This window comes from Enterococcus sp. 7F3_DIV0205, assembly GCF_002141365.2.
In the GTDB taxonomy this organism is placed as follows: domain Bacteria; phylum Bacillota; class Bacilli; order Lactobacillales; family Enterococcaceae; genus Enterococcus_L; species Enterococcus_L palustris.
The window spans coordinates 3454794-3473134 of sequence record NZ_CP147244.1 but is presented as its reverse complement, the minus strand read 5'-3'; the positions used below and the strand labels follow the sequence as shown (position 1 = coordinate 3473134).

Below are 18341 nucleotides of genomic sequence, written 5' to 3'. Positions count from 1 at the left end.
AGTGTTAGCCCATTTCATTAGATCAAATAAAAACATAATAGACACAAACTCTCTCTTTTTCCTCAGAAACTAGCTACAATTTGAAAACGCTTTATATTTCATGTATTTATAATATACGCAAATGCTTTTATAAAAACGTCATCTTTTTTTTTATTTCAAAAATAAATGAAAGTTTTTCTGAATAAACCCATCCTACTAACGAAAAAGCCAAAAATAAAATAGCGAACTATCTTTGTTTTTGGCTTTTTCCTCTTAACTTATCTTTTATTGTGCAGTTCTCGAATCTTCATTCTGATTTGATTGATATCATAAGACGATCCTAGTTCTGAAAGCACATAAACCTCTTTAGCAGAACGGTAGGAACTGGGCTGCATGATATTTGTGATCATCAGATCGTAGGTCATTTTCGAATCGTAAGGCTCAATGGTCAGGCCATTTAAATTTTTCAAGCTCAAGACCAATACCTGAGTCATTACTTCTTTATACAAATGATCCATCTTCAAATCAATTCCGATTCGAGTTTCACCGACAATTTCAAAATCAATGATTGCAAGAACACTAAGATACTTAACAAGCGACCATTCATGTAAACTATTGCCTTTTTCATAACGTTCTCCAAAACATTCCAAACTCCTGTCTAAAAGGGTGTGAGAAAACTCCGCCAATTGATGACTGGACAAATTCTGTTCCTTTTGCCAAATATTTTCCCGATCAAACAGCTCTAGCTCTCCTTTGAAAAAGTAAAGCCGACTATGAATCTGAGAGAAATAATAAAAAATCTTCTTCTCAAGGTTCGGGAAAAATTTTTGTGGGCGATAATACAAAATCACATGCTCTAAGACAAACGTATCCGCTAGTGATGTTGGTGTACGTCTTCCTCGAATCAAACTATAATCAGCAAAATCAGATTCCGACAAAACCGACATACTTGTTAAAAAGATAAAATGCAGTAAACTTTCTTCTTCATCGATTTCAAGAGGATATCGACTAAAGAACCGTAAAACAAAAGAACGAACTGTTTGAAAAAAAGGATCTTGTTCATATACTTGACTTTTGCTGTATAATTCTTTAAATGTTTTTGGCTGTACTACGATTCTTTTCTTACTGATCGTCAACCACAAACTGATTTTTAATTTACTATGCTCTTCAAAAGTAAGAGACAACGCTTTTTCTAGTGCTTCGATGATCCTCAGATTTTGAACGGTCAATGTTTTTTCCTGATGGACTTCATAAGGTGTCAAAAACCAATAAATTTGAAAATAAAAATAACGAATCTGCAACTCTTCCCCTTTTAATTGACCATTGCGGATTTTAAGATCGAATTCTTTGAGCAACAAATTTAACTCTTTGATTTTTCTGAATAAAGAAGACTCGCTGATCATAAATTTAGTCGTCAACTGAGCAATCGTAAATTCACGATAATGAAATAAATAATCAATCAACTGAAACTTGATCGATGCTCGAACATAATCTTCTATAACCTTACTAATAGAAAACTGATCTGACATATGGATCGCCACCCATTGCCCGTCATAAAACAGTGAGCAGTCTTTTTCGTATGGTTTCAAATAATAGCCTAGCTCTTTTAAATCACTTTCAAAAGAAGCTTTTGATACTCCTGAATAATCCAATAACTCAGTATCCTTGATCCGGCCACCAGCTAAGATCACCTTCTTTAAAATCCCAATTTCTCTTGCTTCTTTTTTATCTAATAAGGCTTCAATCTTCATCCGCTTCACTCCACAAACCTTCAAAACCTAGCTGGTTCGTGATATCTATCACGTTGGAATAATAAGGATGATATAAAAAATCTTTTTGATAAAAAGCTTCTAAGGTTTGCCCCGTTTGGATTCCAAGTGCCAATGTATTGATTTTCTCCAAGATATCCGCTTTTGAAACCAATTGCGCACCTAATAATTTATGACTTTCTTTTTCATAAATAATTTTACCGAAAATTGTTTCACTACCAGAAAATAAAGAGCTTTTTTGCTGAACATGAGCAACCGAAATAGGCTGGTCATGAAATAATCCTTCTGCTTCCGTCAATCCTGTACTCGCTATATAATAGTCCACAAGTTTTGTCCCGATCGTCCGAATTGAGCCGACAAATGGCGTAGTTGCTTCTACAAGATTTTGAGCAACAACTAGTCCCGTTCTTACGGCATTGTTCACTAATGGGATGTAAAATGTTTCCTTAGACAAACTGTACGGCACTTGAATACAATCACCGATCGCAAAAATATCTGCTTGGGACGTTTGCAAATACTCATTCACAAAAACGGTCTGGTCCGTGTGTGTTCTGATGTGTTCATCTAAATAAGCTAAGTCAGGGCGAACATTCATCGCAAAAATAGCACTATCACATACTAATTCAGATTTTTTTGTTTCGATCAAAAGACCTTCGTCCGTATCCGTGACTTTTTCTACGGTTTCATCAAAATGAAACATCACACCACGAGCGGCCATTTCAGCTTGTACCGGCTGAATCATTTCTTCATCGAAATACTTAAAGAGCAAATAATCCATCCGCTCAAACAGATGCACTTCTTTGCCTTTTTTTAGCAACGTATCTGCTGCTTCTCCGCCAATTTGACCACCGCCGATCAGTGCTACTTTATTACTATTTTCTAAGTGGTTGATCGCATCCAACACCCCAGGTAAAAATTTATATTTTAAAACCTTTTCTGAATCACTACCAAGAATTTTCTGCGACCATTGACTTGAACCTGTTGCTAAAATCAATTTATCAAATGACATAAAAAAGTCTTCATCCTGTTTTTCATATTTGATGATATGCTGTTTTGAGTCCATGCCAACTACTTTTGCACTCATCAGCAAAGTAATCTCGTTGTCGATTAATTGTTGTTCCGAAATAAACTGAGCCGTTTCGATCGGGTCGATCCTCTCATTAAAATAAAGATTGATACCGCCTGGTAAGTAGCCGATGGTTTGTTGTTTCTCGATTAAATGGATTTCAGCTGTGGGATATTTTTTTCTGATCGCTAAAGCAGCTGATACTCCAGCAAATGAAGCACCAATGATTACGACTTTCACAGTAAAACCTTCTTTCTAAGTAAACCGTTTTCCTAAAGAATAGCATACCCCTACTCTTAACGCATAGAAATAAGCTGATATATTTCATAGACAAAAAAAGATCTGTCTGCTCAGTATAAAAAGAGCAGACAGATCACGTTCACTTGTATGATTCCATTTTACTTATCTTTCATAAAATCTTGAATTGCTTGAGCATTTTTTTGTTCATCAAGTTCGATCACGCTTCCTGATTCCGTATAATCATTAAAATTCCATGATCCTTCTACTGGAACTGAAAGTGATTTTAAGGGCTTCACTTTTCCAGAAAGAAAATCCTTCGCCAAATCGATCAATAAACTTGTTGGTACATTTGTATCGATTTTGCCGACCATTTTCCCAGCAACTTGAGGAAGTTCCCAGACTGGAATCAAATCTTTAGATTGCTCAACTAGCGCATCCATCACTTGCTGCTGGCGTCTGATTCGACCGAAATCGCCTTCTTCATCCATTCTAAAACGAGCATACTGCAATAAACTATTCCCATGCAAGGTTTGCTTTCCTTTCAGAATATCCACACCATCTAAGTTAATATCTTTTTCAGCATCGATTGTTACCCCTTTTGGATAAAGTTCATCAATGATGTCACTAAATTCTTTAAAGTCCATGACAACATAATAATTGATCGGTAAATCAAAGTTGGTTTTCAAGACATCTTTTGTCATTTGTGCGCCGCCATATGCATAGGCTGCATTTATTTTATCTTGCCCGCCATCAGGGAACGTTACATAGCTATCCCTCATGATTGAAATCAATTTAGGCTGTTTGGTTTTCCCGTCATAGTGAGCGACCATCAACGTATCTGAGCGTCCTTGGTCTTCATCATCATCTCTAGAGTCATTCCCAACGACCATGACCGTTAGTTCTTTGTCACTCGTTTGTTCATCACCCGTAAAATTTTGGTTCTTATTAGGAAGTTTTGATTCACTCTCCTCTTTGGCTGTTTGGAAGGAAATCGCCGCATAACAGCCTGCGCTTACAATCACCAGCAGAATTGATAACAGGGTAATAATCATTATTTTTACAGATTTTTTCATTGTTTATTCCTTTCTACAGCTCTATTCATTTCTTGGATAAAAGAAAAATCCCCGCACCAAGAAAACTCAGCGAAGGGATTAGATTACAAAGTTTAAATACATGGCATTCGCCACTTACTTATAACTTACCATGATCTTCTCTTCGTTGAGTTTTAGCACTATATAACGTAAAAAGCATTGCTTTTAGCTACTTTGGAAAACGCCTTAATTCGACGAATTCTGTCCTACCCGTGCCTGTCTTTCGACATTTCTGAGCAGTAGCCTATGTTTATATAGGAGCCTCACCTAACAAGTATTTAATTCATTTTAAACTATAAGCGTATCGTATCACAAAGTCAAATTAAATTTTATATAAGAGACTCACTTTTACAACTATGTTATTTAATTGAAAGTACATTACATCTAAAGCTACATTAGATACCCTACATAATAAACAAATATTCCAAACTAAAAAATCTTTACATTTTCTTAAATAATAGCTATTTTCTATCAAATCGTAACTTTCCATAGACAGACAAGGGTTTATCTGTTTCAATGTTTAAAGGACCTAACATTGGGAGGATAAATATGGAAAATTTTTTAGAGAAACAACAAGAATTCTTTTTCAGCTTTTTAACAGATAGTATCGATAATTTTCTATTAGATCATTCTGATGATACCTTTTATGTATTTGCTTTAGACTGCACTATTTATGAAGAAGGTGAAATCAACCTTTACTTTAATACCGTAGACCTTTGGCAAGAAACAACCGATTATTATACAAGTAAAGGTCATACTTCATCACAGTTAGAAGAAATGAAATATAATGCTCGTGACTGGGATGAAAATCAACGTTTTGCCACTCTTCATCTATTTGACGATTGGGTGGAAGACGAACAAGATATTGAAACAGTTCTCGACTGGCTTTGTCAGCAAATAGTGCTCTTAACAGATAGTGAATCATTCGAGCGTATTCCTAAAACAGAAGATTTCAAGGTATTGGTTTACGATCATGATGAAAATCCATCTGACTCACAAGAAAGATTTGAAAAAATCGGAATGTCTGAACTTTTTCAAATAGAATAATAAAAAAGCCTAACTTTTGGGTCTCACAACAGATTGCAAAAGCAGGCTTTTCTATTTTCTTGAAGTTTGTCTTCACCAGCTAAAAAGAAAATGCTAACTCTTCCAAATTAAAAAGTGTTACCAGAATTTCATTTACTTTCTCTGCTAATTTTTTCTCATCTCTGATCTGATCATTTGTTTCGATCTTTGTTGCCTCATTTGAATAAGTCAGAAAATCATATTCTTCTTTAAGTGTGATTTGATAATCAGCTTTTTTATATAATGTATAATCATCAATCTCATCCATTTGATATTCGCGTTTGTAACCATTTTTTAACACAATCGCAGTTAGCAACGTGTTGACCGTCAAAGCTTCTAAGAGAACTGTTTCTTCATCTAATTTCAATGTATAATTTTCATCTTCAATAATGCCGCAAGCATTACAGCCTCCATCTAATAAGTTGACCGTTCTAGTGATTATCGCTCTTTTCATCTGTACAACTCCTTCCTTCTATTTCTAAACACATTATATCAAAAGCAAAACGCTAATGAGACACTATTTTTCCTAAAAAAAATCATTACACACAAATAAGGCTTTTTTTAAATAAAATAAATAGTAAATGACGATAATAACAAATATATTTTAAACATTATGAGAAATTACTCATATATATTTACTTTATATTTACTTTAGATAATAATATAGACAAGCTACTGTTCATAAAACAGTAGCAAAAAAGAGGAGGTATTTTTTATGAAATTTTTTAAAGGTATGATGGTTGCAGGTTTAGCAATCAGTTTATGTTCTGCTAGTTTAGCAACAGTATCAAGCTCAGCAGATGCAGCAACAGTGGTGGAGTCAAATTACAATAAGACAGTTACTTTATTCAATAAAGCGGACATCTTAGCGTACACAGGTTTATCATTAACTAGTTCAAATGTATCATCTGTTTATAATGAATTAGTTAAAGCAAGTACATGGGAAGCTGCAGGTTATAGTTCATCACAAGCAGCTGTGATTGCAAGAGATTTTGGTAGAAACTATTACAAATCAGTAAACCTGTTGCAAAAAATGACTTATCAAAATGATTTACATCTTAAAGTTATTTTAATCACTAAAGGCTATGTAAAAGCAGAGTTCGGTTTACAATCATACTATGTTCCAGAAGCGCCAGTTACTCCAGAAAAACCTGAAGAACCTGAAGTTCCTGAAACTCCTGAAGTACCAGAAACGCCTGTTACTCCTGAAAAACCAGAAACACCTGCTGAACAATCTGATTTGAAAAAATTAGAAATTCAAATTAAGTATACTACTGGACAACAAATTCAATTACAATATCAAGTGAATTCTAACGGCACGATCAAAGCTCAATACCAAGATAAATCAAACAAAGTTCAACTACAAGGTAGTGCAGCTGAAGAAAAAATCGAAGGAATCATCGCTGGCTTAGACTTGAAAAATGGTAGTGAAAAAGAAATTACTTCACACATTTTAAACAAATTGGGTCGTGGTTCAAGCTACAAACAATTCCAGTATCAAGCTCAATTTAACGACAATAAACAAGTTAAATTTAAACTTAAATAAGCAATAGAATAATCAATCATCAAAATTAAAAGACCTCTTTTCTATGTTGTAGAAAAGAGGTCTTTTAGTCACTTAATCTGTTTCTTTTTCCGCCACAAAATGTATGACTGAATCAATACTAGTACAACCAATAAAATAATTAGTAAAATCAACCAAAACGGTACTTTACTTTCCACCTTAGGTCCCTTGTTTTCTTCATTGATCTGTTTTGCCTGTTCTCTTGTAATCTCAAACTCATTTTCAAATGTCCATTTTTTACCATCTTGCATAATCTGAGTATTACTAATATATTTTCCAGCTGCTAGTTGTCTTTTGATTGGTACTGGGAAATCCATTACAGAATCAGGTGCCATTTCTAGCCCTTCTTTTTCTAATTTGATCAAAGGAGCTTTATCTCCTTTTTTTTGGATAGTAAATTTTAGATCCATTTTTTTTGAGATTGCTGCATTTTTATTCCGAATAGAATGGATCACAGATATTTTCTTACCTTGCTTTGATTTCGCTACCTTGACTGAATCCATTTCATAATCTGGTAAAATCGTGACATCCGTTTCATTCAGCACAACGCCAACAACATAATGAAATCTTTGTTGGATGGTCACATCTTTATTTTTTGTTTCAGCCTCAGATAGATTTTTGGTAAAACGTAATCCACCCACTATAACACCATCATATTTCTCTTTTGGTATCTTCAAATGAAAGCGAGCAATTTTCGTTTCATACGGCTGTAAAGAAATAGTTGTTTCTAGTACTTTAACCAAAGATTCAAAAGGATATTTCAAGGTTTTATCTTTGACTCCTTTTACCGTATAATCGATCATCCCTTCTTCTGTTGTCGTAGCATTTATTGCGTTGATCGACACTGAGATCGGCGTATCTTCTGGATTCACTAGCTTGACTTGTAATTCTTGTTCCTCTTGCGGCTGCATTTTTAAATCAAAATAAGATTTATTGAAATCGATTTGATTCTGGGGAATCACAGCTTGTACATAAAAACTATTTGTTTCATTACTCTTTTCCTGCGCTAAAATGGTCTTCGCATTGAATAAACCAAATAAAAAAATAAGTCCGACTGAAAATAATATCTTGATGCCCTTTAACCTATAGCAACTATACATATAAATCACACCCTTCAATTTAATCATAAAAAGAGAGCGGAACATACTAATGCTCATTCCACTCTCTTTAAATCACTGTTTGATGTTATGGTGCATCGGCTAATGTCCAGTCGATTGTAGAAGTGTGTTTTCCAAGAGTTGCCATTGCGGCTGGTACATCAAGTGTTACACCTTTACTTTGAGCGTCCGGCCAAGTAAAAGACCATGTCCCTGCCCCAGCACCTGCTGCGGCAGTTGCAAATGGTGACGCAGTTGAAGCGCCACTTGTTAATTTGATTGTATTAACAGGTGTTGGTGCATCAGCATCACTATTCGTTTCAGCTTGGGTATTTTTAAAATTCAAACTAGCATTTGGCAATGAAGCTGCAGCAGAACTATTTTTAAATCCATTCAACTTCCCACTAAGTTTCCAACCAGCATTTGTCCCTCTGGCATCTGAAACAACAACATTGATTGCTTCTGGATTTGTCGGAATGTACGATGCATCATTCACTGAAATCGTTTGTGACGCATAACTGATCGTAGAAACTGCTTCTAAGGTTAAAGCACCTGGGGTAAAAGTGACATCCAAATCAGTTGACTTATTAATATCAGCAGCTGATGCAGATTGTCCTAAAAATAATGTACCAAAAACAACTGATAATAATAAAACTTTTGAACTAGTAGTAACGCATCTTGAACTCTTCATTTTATACACCCTCTCTTTATTGGTGAAGCTTATATTTATTTGGCACCGACAGAAACAATCGTTCTACCGCTTGAAGCTGTTTCAGTGCCAAGTGTTGCCGTTGTATTAAAAGTAATTGATGTGCCAGCTGTTAATTGGCGACTTGAAATATCTAACGTGAACGTACCGTCTGAATTAACAGGTGATTCTTCGTACACATTACCAGGAAATCTTACTCTAACTTTAAATTGAGTTCCTTCTGGAGGATTAACGATTTTTACAGACCCTTTAATCATTGTATCTCCAACAAAAATTGGCATTACAATGGGTGTTGAAACAACATATCCTTCTAGTGAAGGAATCTTGCCAACCGCAAAAACTACGCTTTCACTATTTTTACCTGTGAAGGACAGTGGATGTTCTGCAATCGTAACAAGTCGAAGTGGATTGCCCTCTTTTAGATTTTTATCAGCTACAGAAATGGAGTAAGTACCATCTTTTTCAATCGCTACTTTTCGAGATGAACCATCTAGAAATTGAACTTGGATAAATAATTCAGTCCCTGTTGGAGCATTCTTTGTGTCAACGGAACCTGTGATAAACTTACTGGCCTCATTTACAGTTTTAAATTGTGGCTTTGGCACTTGGTAGCTTTTCAATGGGTCAAGGATCACTTGCTTGATTTCAGGCTCACTGATTTTTGTTCTTTTGCCATCACTTGCTTCTACCACTACTTTTAATTGGTCATTCCCTTGAGGCTGATACTTGCCAAAAGGAATCGTAAAGCTTCCATCTTCATTGATCAATCCAGTTAGACTGGTGTCATCAGGTAACACGACCTTCGCTATAAACGTCACACCATTTGGAACTGGTTGAGTTAAATCAACCTTGCCTTTAAGACTTGGCATCCCTTCTAGAATATCTGCAGTTACTGGTTTTGCAACAACATAATGTATAAAGGGATCCGCTATTACTTGCTTGATTGTTGGTTCACTGACTTTTGTTTGTTTTCCATTACTTGCTTCAATGACAATGTTCAATTGATCATTACTTTGCGGGCGATAGTCACCGAATAAAATTGTAAAATTACCAGTTCCATCTACTGATCCTGTCAACCTAGTTCCATTCGGTAATTCTACTTTCGCTTTAAATGTTACATCTTCAGGTATGGGTTGATTGATCACCACGTTTCCATTTAGGCTAGTTACGCCTTCTACAATATCTCCAACAATTGGTTTTGCGATAGGATAGTTAACAAAAGGATCCGCTATTACTTGCTTGATTGTTGGTTCGCCATTTTTACTATATTTACCGACAGTTGCTTCGATCACAATTTTTAATTGATCATTCCCTTTAGGCTCATAATCACCAAACGGAATCACAAACGTCCCATCTTCATTGACCGTTTCAGATAATATTGTTCCATTTGGTAATTCTGCTTTCGCTTTAAACGTTATACCGTCTGGACTCGGTTTTGCTATAACTACACTTCCGCTAAGACTAGCCATTCCTTCTTTAACATCTTCAACATTAGGTTGTGCGATTGGATAGTCCACAAGTGGATCCTCTTCCACCTTATCGAAATAGAGATTGATTGCATCACCATTTGCATGAATCGTGTTTAGTAATTCTAAATCGATCACTGGTTTATTAACCGCCATCGCAGTCACTTTTGCTTTCTCAGCTGTTACGTCTAAAACTTTAGTAGTGAAATTAAAATCAACATCTCCAAGAACATTAGCTTGTAGGGCTTGTGTTAAGACATCAGATGTTCCATTCGCTATTTTCCCTACAAGATCAAGTAAACTATTGACAACTGGTTTTAATAACTCAAGAACTGGATTCAAAATAGCTAAAAGTCCAGTAAATTTTAATCCAGCAACAGCTTCTTTCAATGGATCAAATAACTTTGCATACGTTGTACGAACATATTGTCCTAAACCATCTGTGAAATCGACCATCACATATTTTCCATCTGGTGATAACTGCCCTTCAACCGTCGCCTGATAGCTACCTAAATCTTGAAGAGAGTTCAGCCCTTCAAACGCTTTTTCCAAAGAATCCAGCTGTAAGCCTAAAGGCTTCGCGAGCCCCAAGAGTCTGGTTACAAGCCCGCCTACTTTTAAGACCAAATCTTTGACTACCGGAACATCACCTGGAACGATCGGTAGTAGTTTAGCATTGGCGTTGATCAAAATCGGTCCATTGATTTTTCCTCGTAATTCTTCTGGAATCGCAAAAACAATGACTTTCGGTGAAGCCAATCCAACATCAGCAACTGCAGTTCCTTTAAAAGAAAGATCTAAATTATATGTAGAATCAGCATTTTTTTCCAACTTAACGCCATCATTGATGACTGTTCCATTGTTGGAAGATAATTGTGTTCCTTTTAAGATACTAACATCTGCTAAATCAGCGGGACTTGCCGCTTCCATAGCACTTACTTCATACTGAGTTTTGTCTCCAATGAAAGGGAGAGAACTTGGTATGATTGCCGCCGCCAACAAAATTGTAACCCCCACTAACGAAACTTTAGAACGGTAAAACCTTTTCATGATTGCCTCCTTGATTTAACGCATAAAGAGTTCTTAGTCTAGGAAAAAGAAATCCTATTGCGAGATGGGATAAAAGTGAATAGCTTATTCAACTTTTAAACAAATTTATCTATTTACTTCTAGGTTAACCTGCTAGACAAATCAGTAATACATGATTGCATTGTAAAGAATACTATCTATATAATTTTATTTCAACTATTACGATTGTATTCATGCTTGATAAATGCTTTTAAATGACATGTTTTATTGATGTAAAGTGAGTGGGAGCAGAAGCAATCCCTTCGGAAATAAACACTCCTGTCCCAACCTCTTTACAAACAATCCACTTAAATAAAAAAATATCCATAGTTCTAAAGATTGTAAACCAGTATTCAACTAGTAAAATAACGAATATTTACTAATCAAAAAATGTAGAAAATTTCCATTAAAAGCCTTTTTAATAACCTATGTGATATAATAATTCAAAAGAGAACACACTTGAAATTGGAGGCATCATTATGGACTATCAAAAAATACTTACATTTTGGTTCGATGAATGTGAACCTAGTCAGTGGTTTAAAAAAGATTTAGTCTTTGATCAATTGATCAAAGACAGATTTTCAGGTATTCATGGAAATGTTTCTCAAGGTGAAAAAGCTTCTTGGCGAAAAACTATTACAGGACGTTTAGCTGAAATCATTGTATTAGATCAATTTTCACGGAATTTATTCAGAGATGAGCCTAAATCTTTCGTTTATGATGGCATGGCTTTAGTTTTGACTCAAGAAGCCATTGCGACAGGCAAATCAGCACAATTATCTACGCAGCAACGTGCATTTTTATATATGCCCTTGATGCATTCTGAATCCTTAGTGATTCACGAAGAAGCGATGAAGTATTTCGGCGAAACTGGTATGGAGTCTTATCTTGAATTTGAAAAGAAACATCGTGACATTTTGATTCGCTTTGGACGATATCCACATCGAAATGAGATCCTAAATAGACAATCAACTAGTGAAGAGATTGCCTTTTTAAAAGAACCTAACTCTTCATTTTAATCATAAATTTAGAGAAAACGGATTACATCACCCTCTCCATATAGATGTCCATGAAACAAAGTGAGAGATTGAGCCATGACTCAAAGAGTCAAGCCCAATCTCTCGTTTTCTTTATAATGTCCAATCAAAGTTGTAATGTTTTTTCAAGTTAAATTCCTGCTGACTTTGTTCAAGAATCCCCAAAAGCTGATCCTCAGGAAACTTGTCAACATTCAAGGTTTTCAAATTGATATAATAATAAAGTTCACTTTCCTCTTCAAACAATAGGGCATACTCATCATTAAAGTCCAGACGATCAAAAAATCCTGAAACAACAATTTGTTCATCCTCACGTTCGATAATCAAACTATCCCTTTTGGCTGATGTTCTTGAAAGACTAACACTATTTGCAATATTAATAACATGTCCTGTACTTGTCGCCCCCTTTTCTATATTGTTTTTTGGAAATATTTCCTGATACGCTTCACTATACAAAAAGGCAATAATTATTCCAATAACCCCAAAAAACATAATAATTCCTATCACTTTTTTTACCATATACTCACTCTCCTTTTTCTGTAAAAATATAGTCATACTCTCTAAATTTTAATCAAACTACAAAATTATGTAGTTTAATATTGAACGTTATTTTATTTAGACACATCAGCTAACCAGTAAAAATACCTCCATTTAACTTTATCAAATAGATTCTTACTATTTGATAATAACTCATCTTACATATAAAAATAAATACTTACTAAAACAATTTTGATTAATGAACCTCGACAATCCTACTTTTTTCCTCTTGATCCTTTTCTCATAGACAATCTTGTTATTATAATTGCTTAAAAAACGAATTGTACCAATTTAACTAAAAAAAGTGCTTGACTATACTATTGATAAAACATATTATTTAAAAGAAATTTAAATAATAAACATAGAAAGAAGTTTAAAAATTGAAAAATATATTTAAAAACAAGCCTTTGTTGACAATTTTAGGTATTTTATTAATCGGCACATTTACTTTATTTAGCTTAAAATCTGTAGCGGATAAAGTTGTCTTATGGGGTGGTGAGGAAAACGTTGAAAAAATCAACAACAACCTAGACCAATTAGATACAATGTTAACTTCAAAAGAAAAAAAAATTACCGATTTAGAAGTCCAACTTAACCAAAGAAGTAGTCAATTGACCCAAAATGAAACAGATTTAACGAATTTAAGAAGTCAAATAACAAATTTAACCAATGATAAAAATCAAATACAAGGAGCAATCACCTCCTTACAATCACAGCTAACTAATAAAAATGATGAGATCAAGCAAAAAATTGTTGAACTACAACAAAAAGATACCCAGATTCAGCAAAAAATTGAGGAAGGCAAGCAAAAAGAAGCCGCCAAACAATTAGAAATCGATGCAAAAAGTAAAGAAATTACTATATTAAATCAAAAGATCAATGATATAAACAATGAAAAAAATACACTTCAAGCTCAGTATGACGATTCACAACGAAAATTAGTCGATGCTACCAACCAAATCACCAGCTTGCAAGACTACGTCAAAAAACTAGAAAAAGCTAAAAATGATGCAGCTTCAGTGACTGCAAAATCCAATAGAATTATTGAGCAACATAAATAAAAATAGACCTCTGCTAAAGCTTCCGTTAGAATGTTCGAAAGTTTGAGACAGAGGTTTATTATTAATTAACTAATTGACTTTCAAAAAAATCGGCTACGACGTCCATCATCTCACCTTTGACCAAGTGCCCCTCTCCTTCTCCAGTAAGAAACTGACTATTCTTAGCATAAGGTTCAGTCTCTATCCTTCGATAAAAATCCGCCATATCTTCATAAGGTATTTTAGGATCTTTTGTTCCGTGCCAAAATAAAGTAGGACGCTGCGCTAACTTTTCAGGATTCTGTGAAAGGTCATAATTAGCGACCCAACTGAGCAATAAAGGTAAATCTTGCGGGACAAAAAAATCCAGTTCTGCAGACCGTTCCATTACACGCTCAATATAGCGTAGTGGAGCAGGTGTCCCCATCATACAAGCTGCCGTTTTTATTTCTGGATGTTGTGTCAATAAAGCACATGTAGTGATTCCCCCCATTGAAACACCTCCAACACCAATGTTTCCCTCTTCAATCAGTTGTTGCTTATCGAAGTGACGGACTAGCTGTGCAAATTCAATAATATTGTATTGAATACTCGACCAAAACGTTACTGACGGAATCGGAGACACTGGTCCAGTTTTTCTTTCACCATGGTTCATCGCATCAGGCAGAATCACACGTATTCCTTTTTTGGCTAACTTTCTAGCTTGAGTTAATGATAACTCCTTTGATGATTGCCAACCATGATAATAGATAACTAAAGGCAATATGTTGTTTTTATTTTCTTCCGCGACAACTTCTAATACGGGAATTTTTTTAATATATCGATGCCTAATACTAATTTTCATATTTTCACTCCTAAAAAAACTTCTTGTTTTCTAGTATACATCTTAAACTAACATTCACTACTATATTTAATATTACGCATTAAAAGACTCTATCGCTTATTTTTTTTTCGTCGTTTTAAAAGAACCCTTATGCGCAGCAGTGTTAAAATTATTACAACTACACCTATTATTCGAATAAAAATGATCATAACCATTCCTGATAAATCATTTTTATTCTTATTCTTTACCTCATAACTTTCTTTTATCACCTTTAAAGCCTCTGGTGGAATAGGATAATTCGTTACTCCTTCTTTTGTAATATCACAAGCATCCGCATAATTGCCTAAACCATCGCTTGCTCTGAGGTACATCTTTCCTTCAACAGCTTCTCGATTTAAATCAATAGTAAATCGGCCGTTTTTATCAACTAAAGCTTCTTGATAGTGATAGTCTTCATTATCCGTATAGAAAAGTTCGATTTGATACGTATTTATTGATAGTGGCATTTTCACTTCACCAGATATTGTTTTCTTTTCTTTATTAAAATTTATCTCTGAAAAATATATCGTTGGCTTATCACTACGAACCTGATACGGTACATTTTTGTAATGATAAATAACTCCTTCTTCTGAAGTAAAACATAAATCGGTTGAATAAATTCCAATTTTATTGGTTTTGACTGGATCCTTCTCATAATACATATCTTTGATCTTAATTTTATCCCGATAAAAAATCGTTTCAATGAATCCACTGTAACAGTTCGTTGGACCATTTAATACGAATTGCGCAAAACTCATGTATGGACTATTATCAAAAGGAAACTCCAAATAGACTTCCTCTTTTTTTCTTTTACTATTCGTTGTTTTCCCATTTAAAATCTGCTTACGAGCATACCTACTCGTCAAGTCACTTGAAGCATCGAAACTTGATTCAGAAGAAAACTCTCCAGTGTTCTCTCCGTAGCAAATGCTAGGTAAAAATAAAAATACCAGACTAAACAACACCATCATCTTTTTCATAAAAAAACTCCTTCAACAACCTTGTAACAAAATAGTAACACAACTGACATCATATAGACATCTTTTAGATATTTTTAATTTTTTCTTAACTTTTGGTCATTAAATAACTAACGTCACCTTTTATAAAGTATAAAGAATTTTTTCTATAAAGCAAAGTTTATTTTTTGCTTTTGCTTTTATTTGAGTATAATGACAAACAAAAAAGCTTTGAATCCATAGATGACAAGGATTCAAAGCTTTGAGTCAAAACCTTATTTTGTTTCACGGTGTAAAGTAACTTTTCTTTCACGTGGGCAATATTTTTGCTTTTCCAAACGATCAGGATTGTTACGTTTATTTTTGCTTGTAAGATAGTTACGTTCTTTACAAGAAGTACATTCTAAAGTAATGTTTACGCGCATGTGTTTTCCCTCCTATATCTAATTTCGTATTTCTAAGATATTTCTTAGCCTCAAATATCATATCATGTTTATTCAAGAATTTCTACCCTTTTAGCTAAATTTGTAAAGGAAAACTACTTTACAAATCTTATTGCGCTTTATATTCAGCATACGCATTAACGATGGCTGTAACCATTGATTGATTCGGTCTAGTACTTTCGCTGGTTAGATGAGGTAAAATCACACTAACGGCAATCTCTGGGTCATTATATGGGGCATAAGCCACTACATTACTATTGACGGTAACATGTTCCCCTACATTGGTTTCAGCTGTACCCGTTTTAGCCGCAATATCAAGTGCTGCGCCTTGCATATATTTTCCTGTCGTAAAGACGCCATTTCCGTGTACAACATCATAAAAACCTTTTTGTATAATTTGCATTTGTTCCGGAGTGATATCAACTTTATTCAATTCTTTAGGTTTCGTCTCTTCTTTTAATTCGCCAAGTGAACCATCTGATTTATTATCGTAAATCCCTTCAACCACATGTGGAGCTAATCGAGTACCGCCATTGGCTACAGTCGAAGCATATTGTGCTAATTGCATCGCTGTATACGTATCATACTGACCGAAAGACAAATCAAGTAAATGCCCTGGCATTGGCGCACGATCAGGATTATCAAAGTCTTTATTTGTGAATCCTGTTTCTTCTCCAGGCAAATCGATTCCGGTTGGAACTCCCATTCCATATTCACCAAATGTTTTACGTAATACGTTGAACAGGGTTGGGTCACCTGTTTTATAAGGCAATTGCATATTATATTGATAATCTGTGTTCATCATTTTTAATACTAATTTCATCATGTAAGCATTGGACGAATACTCCAGCGCTTGTTCCGCACTCAGAGGAATTTGATTTCCTACAATCGTGTTATTAAAGACAGAAGCTTTCTGCTTACTCCCAAAAATTTGAATTGGTTCATCGATCAACACATCATTTCCAGAAATCACACCTTGTTCATAACCTGCTGATATCGTGGCACCTTTGACGACAGAACCTGGTTCAAAAGCCTTATTGATCGTTGCCAGTGGATTAGATGTCAACTCATTTGTCGCTAAATCGCGATCTAACGCAACCATAGCCATCACAGCCCCTGTCTTAGGGTTCATGACAACAACATAAGCACCATCAGAATAAGCAGCATTTCCTGTTGCTAATAGTTGTTGATACTGTGCCCGGACCACTTCCTCGATTTTCGCCTGAAAAGCCATATCGATCGTTAATTTTAAGTTCTCACCTTTTTTACCTTCTGATACAGGTGTTTGTGTCACAATTTTTCCATTACTATCTAACGTTACTTCTGAAATTGCTTTTTGACCTTGAAGAACATCTTCGTATTGTTTTTCTAAGTAGCTAGTCCCTACACGATCATTTAGTTCGTATCCTTTAGCGATATACTCATCTGCTTCTTCTGCTGGTAACCCAGCCTTTTGAGAGGATACTTTTCCTAATAGGTTTTTGAGATCTGTATCGGTTGGGTATTCTCGATCCCAGTCCATTCCAGTTGAAACACCAGCGATTTCTGAAGTGTGTTCTCCGATTATCGCAATTTCATCTTGAGTGACTCCTTCATTTTTGATGAAGGCCGTATTTAATTCTCCCACAGAATTCATTCGTTTAAAAATTGTCGCAGCCTGTAATGTATGCTCGTCAAAATTGATCTCTTCCGGTGTTACTTTTTCCACCGTTTTAACATACAATGTTCCTTCATCCGTAATCTTATTCCCTTTTTCATCAACCTTGTCTGCATCTTTCAATCGCTTTTGGGCAGCTTTTAAATTCTCTGGATTAGCCAACCAAAAGTCTTTTTTGTCCCGCTCGGTCAATTCATCTGCTGGAACATGGATCAAATCATTTACTTTATTTGCAATCGGCACAAGATCTTTCGTCTGAACCTTTTTACCACGTGTGTAGGTAATAGCTAAATTAGCTTTATTCCCAACAAGTAAATTGCCTTTAGCATCATAAATCTGTCCACGAGGTGCACTACTTTTGATTTTTAATATTGAGTTCTCTTCGGCTTTTTGTGCATACTGCTGTCCTTCAGCAATCTGCAAATAGCCTAAGCGAACAATCAACGCCACAAACAAACCAAAAATCACAAAAAACAATAAGTTCAAACGGAACGGAATATGGGATTTTTTATTCTTTTGTGTGATGGGTTCTTCACTGTCATTTTTTAATTTATCTAAAAAGCTCATTTTTTTCATTTATTGTTAATCCTCCATATGAGAAAAGTCTCGCTTCTCTATTGTAACGAAAAAATGCAAAAAAAAATAGAGGGAATCCTCTTACTAAGAAAATATTTAATTTTTATTGAATAAATGAA

The 18341-nt window shown here is 34.8% G+C and carries 16 protein-coding genes and 1 riboswitch; of the genes, 4 read left to right on the top strand and 12 right to left on the bottom strand.

The annotated features are described in order from the left end of the window. Nucleotides 1-257: 257 nt before the first annotated feature. From A5821_RS16180 to A5821_RS16170, 3 genes are all read right to left on the bottom strand, one after another. Nucleotides 258-1730 (bottom strand): helix-turn-helix domain-containing protein, encoded by a 1473-nt coding sequence (locus A5821_RS16180; protein WP_086312003.1) that lies wholly within the window; start codon nt 1728-1730, stop codon nt 258-260. Further along, nucleotides 1720-3054, bottom strand: coding sequence for an FAD-dependent oxidoreductase (locus A5821_RS16175; protein WP_086312002.1), 1335 nt, complete (start codon nt 3052-3054; stop codon nt 1720-1722). The genes A5821_RS16180 and A5821_RS16175 overlap by 11 nt, the downstream gene beginning before the upstream one ends. A 158-nt stretch (nt 3055-3212) precedes the next feature. Further along, complete coding sequence (locus A5821_RS16170; protein WP_086312001.1) at nt 3213-4127, bottom strand: LCP family protein; 915 nt, start codon at nt 4125-4127, stop codon at nt 3213-3215. A gap of 131 nt (nt 4128-4258) precedes the next feature. Next, nucleotides 4259-4427: riboswitch (M-box (ykoK) riboswitch) on the bottom strand. Nucleotides 4428-4694: 267 nt separating this feature from the next. On the opposite strand from A5821_RS16170, the gene A5821_RS16165 reads away from it, so the two are divergent. Then, nucleotides 4695-5192, top strand: a complete 498-nt coding sequence (locus A5821_RS16165) for a DUF4303 domain-containing protein (RefSeq protein WP_086312000.1) — start codon at nt 4695-4697, stop codon at nt 5190-5192. A gap of 79 nt (nt 5193-5271) precedes the next feature. Here the strand turns inward: A5821_RS16165 and A5821_RS16160 are convergent, their stop codons facing one another. Then, entirely contained in the window at nt 5272-5664 is a 393-nt protein-coding gene (locus A5821_RS16160; protein ID WP_086311999.1) for a DUF4809 family protein, read from the bottom strand. 261 nt (nt 5665-5925) lie between these two features. Here A5821_RS16160 and A5821_RS16155 point away from each other — a divergent pair, with 261 nt between their 5' ends. Then, entirely contained in the window at nt 5926-6756 is an 831-nt protein-coding gene (locus tag A5821_RS16155; protein ID WP_086311998.1) for a YusW family protein, read from the top strand. Nucleotides 6757-6824: 68 nt separating this feature from the next. Here A5821_RS16155 and A5821_RS16150 read toward each other — a convergent pair whose 3' ends face one another. The 3 genes from A5821_RS16150 to A5821_RS16140 all read right to left on the bottom strand — a co-directional run bounded on the left by A5821_RS16150 (nt 6825) and on the right by A5821_RS16140 (nt 11096). Beyond that, nucleotides 6825-7874, bottom strand: coding sequence for a DUF916 and DUF3324 domain-containing protein (locus A5821_RS16150; RefSeq protein WP_086311997.1), 1050 nt, complete (start codon nt 7872-7874; stop codon nt 6825-6827). 85 nt (nt 7875-7959) lie between these two features. Then, entirely contained in the window at nt 7960-8562 is a 603-nt protein-coding gene (locus A5821_RS16145; protein WP_086311996.1) for a WxL domain-containing protein, read from the bottom strand. A gap of 35 nt (nt 8563-8597) precedes the next feature. Beyond that, nucleotides 8598-11096, bottom strand: coding sequence for an adhesive domain-containing protein (locus A5821_RS16140; RefSeq protein ID WP_086311995.1), 2499 nt, complete (start codon nt 11094-11096; stop codon nt 8598-8600). A 497-nt stretch (nt 11097-11593) separates the two neighbouring features. On the opposite strand from A5821_RS16140, the gene A5821_RS16135 reads away from it, so the two are divergent. Beyond that, on the top strand, nt 11594-12133 hold the full coding sequence (locus A5821_RS16135; protein ID WP_086311994.1) for a DUF924 family protein: 540 nt from the start codon (nt 11594-11596) through the stop codon (nt 12131-12133). A 111-nt stretch (nt 12134-12244) separates the two neighbouring features. Here the strand turns inward: A5821_RS16135 and A5821_RS16130 are convergent, their stop codons facing one another. Then, complete coding sequence (locus tag A5821_RS16130; RefSeq protein WP_086311993.1) at nt 12245-12670, bottom strand: hypothetical protein; 426 nt, start codon at nt 12668-12670, stop codon at nt 12245-12247. A 398-nt stretch (nt 12671-13068) separates the two neighbouring features. Here A5821_RS16130 and A5821_RS16125 point away from each other — a divergent pair, with 398 nt between their 5' ends. Then, nucleotides 13069-13749, top strand: a complete 681-nt coding sequence (locus A5821_RS16125) for a hypothetical protein (protein WP_086311992.1) — start codon at nt 13069-13071, stop codon at nt 13747-13749. Nucleotides 13750-13810: 61 nt separating this feature from the next. Here the strand turns inward: A5821_RS16125 and A5821_RS16120 are convergent, their stop codons facing one another. The 4 genes from A5821_RS16120 to A5821_RS16105 all read right to left on the bottom strand — a co-directional run bounded on the left by A5821_RS16120 (nt 13811) and on the right by A5821_RS16105 (nt 18222). Then, complete coding sequence (locus A5821_RS16120) at nt 13811-14572, bottom strand: alpha/beta fold hydrolase (RefSeq protein WP_086311991.1); 762 nt, start codon at nt 14570-14572, stop codon at nt 13811-13813. 89 nt (nt 14573-14661) lie between these two features. After that, nucleotides 14662-15570: a hypothetical protein gene (locus A5821_RS16115; protein WP_086311990.1), complete on the bottom strand. Its 909-nt coding sequence runs from the start codon at nt 15568-15570 to the stop codon at nt 14662-14664. A 251-nt stretch (nt 15571-15821) separates the two neighbouring features. Beyond that, the gene (rpmG, locus tag A5821_RS16110; RefSeq protein WP_002296119.1) at nt 15822-15971 is read right to left on the bottom strand and encodes a 50S ribosomal protein L33; all 150 of its coding nucleotides are present in this window, start codon (nt 15969-15971) and stop codon (nt 15822-15824) included. A 127-nt stretch (nt 15972-16098) separates the two neighbouring features. Then, on the bottom strand, nt 16099-18222 hold the full coding sequence (locus A5821_RS16105) for a penicillin-binding transpeptidase domain-containing protein (protein ID WP_086311989.1): 2124 nt from the start codon (nt 18220-18222) through the stop codon (nt 16099-16101). Nucleotides 18223-18341 lie beyond the last annotated feature (119 nt).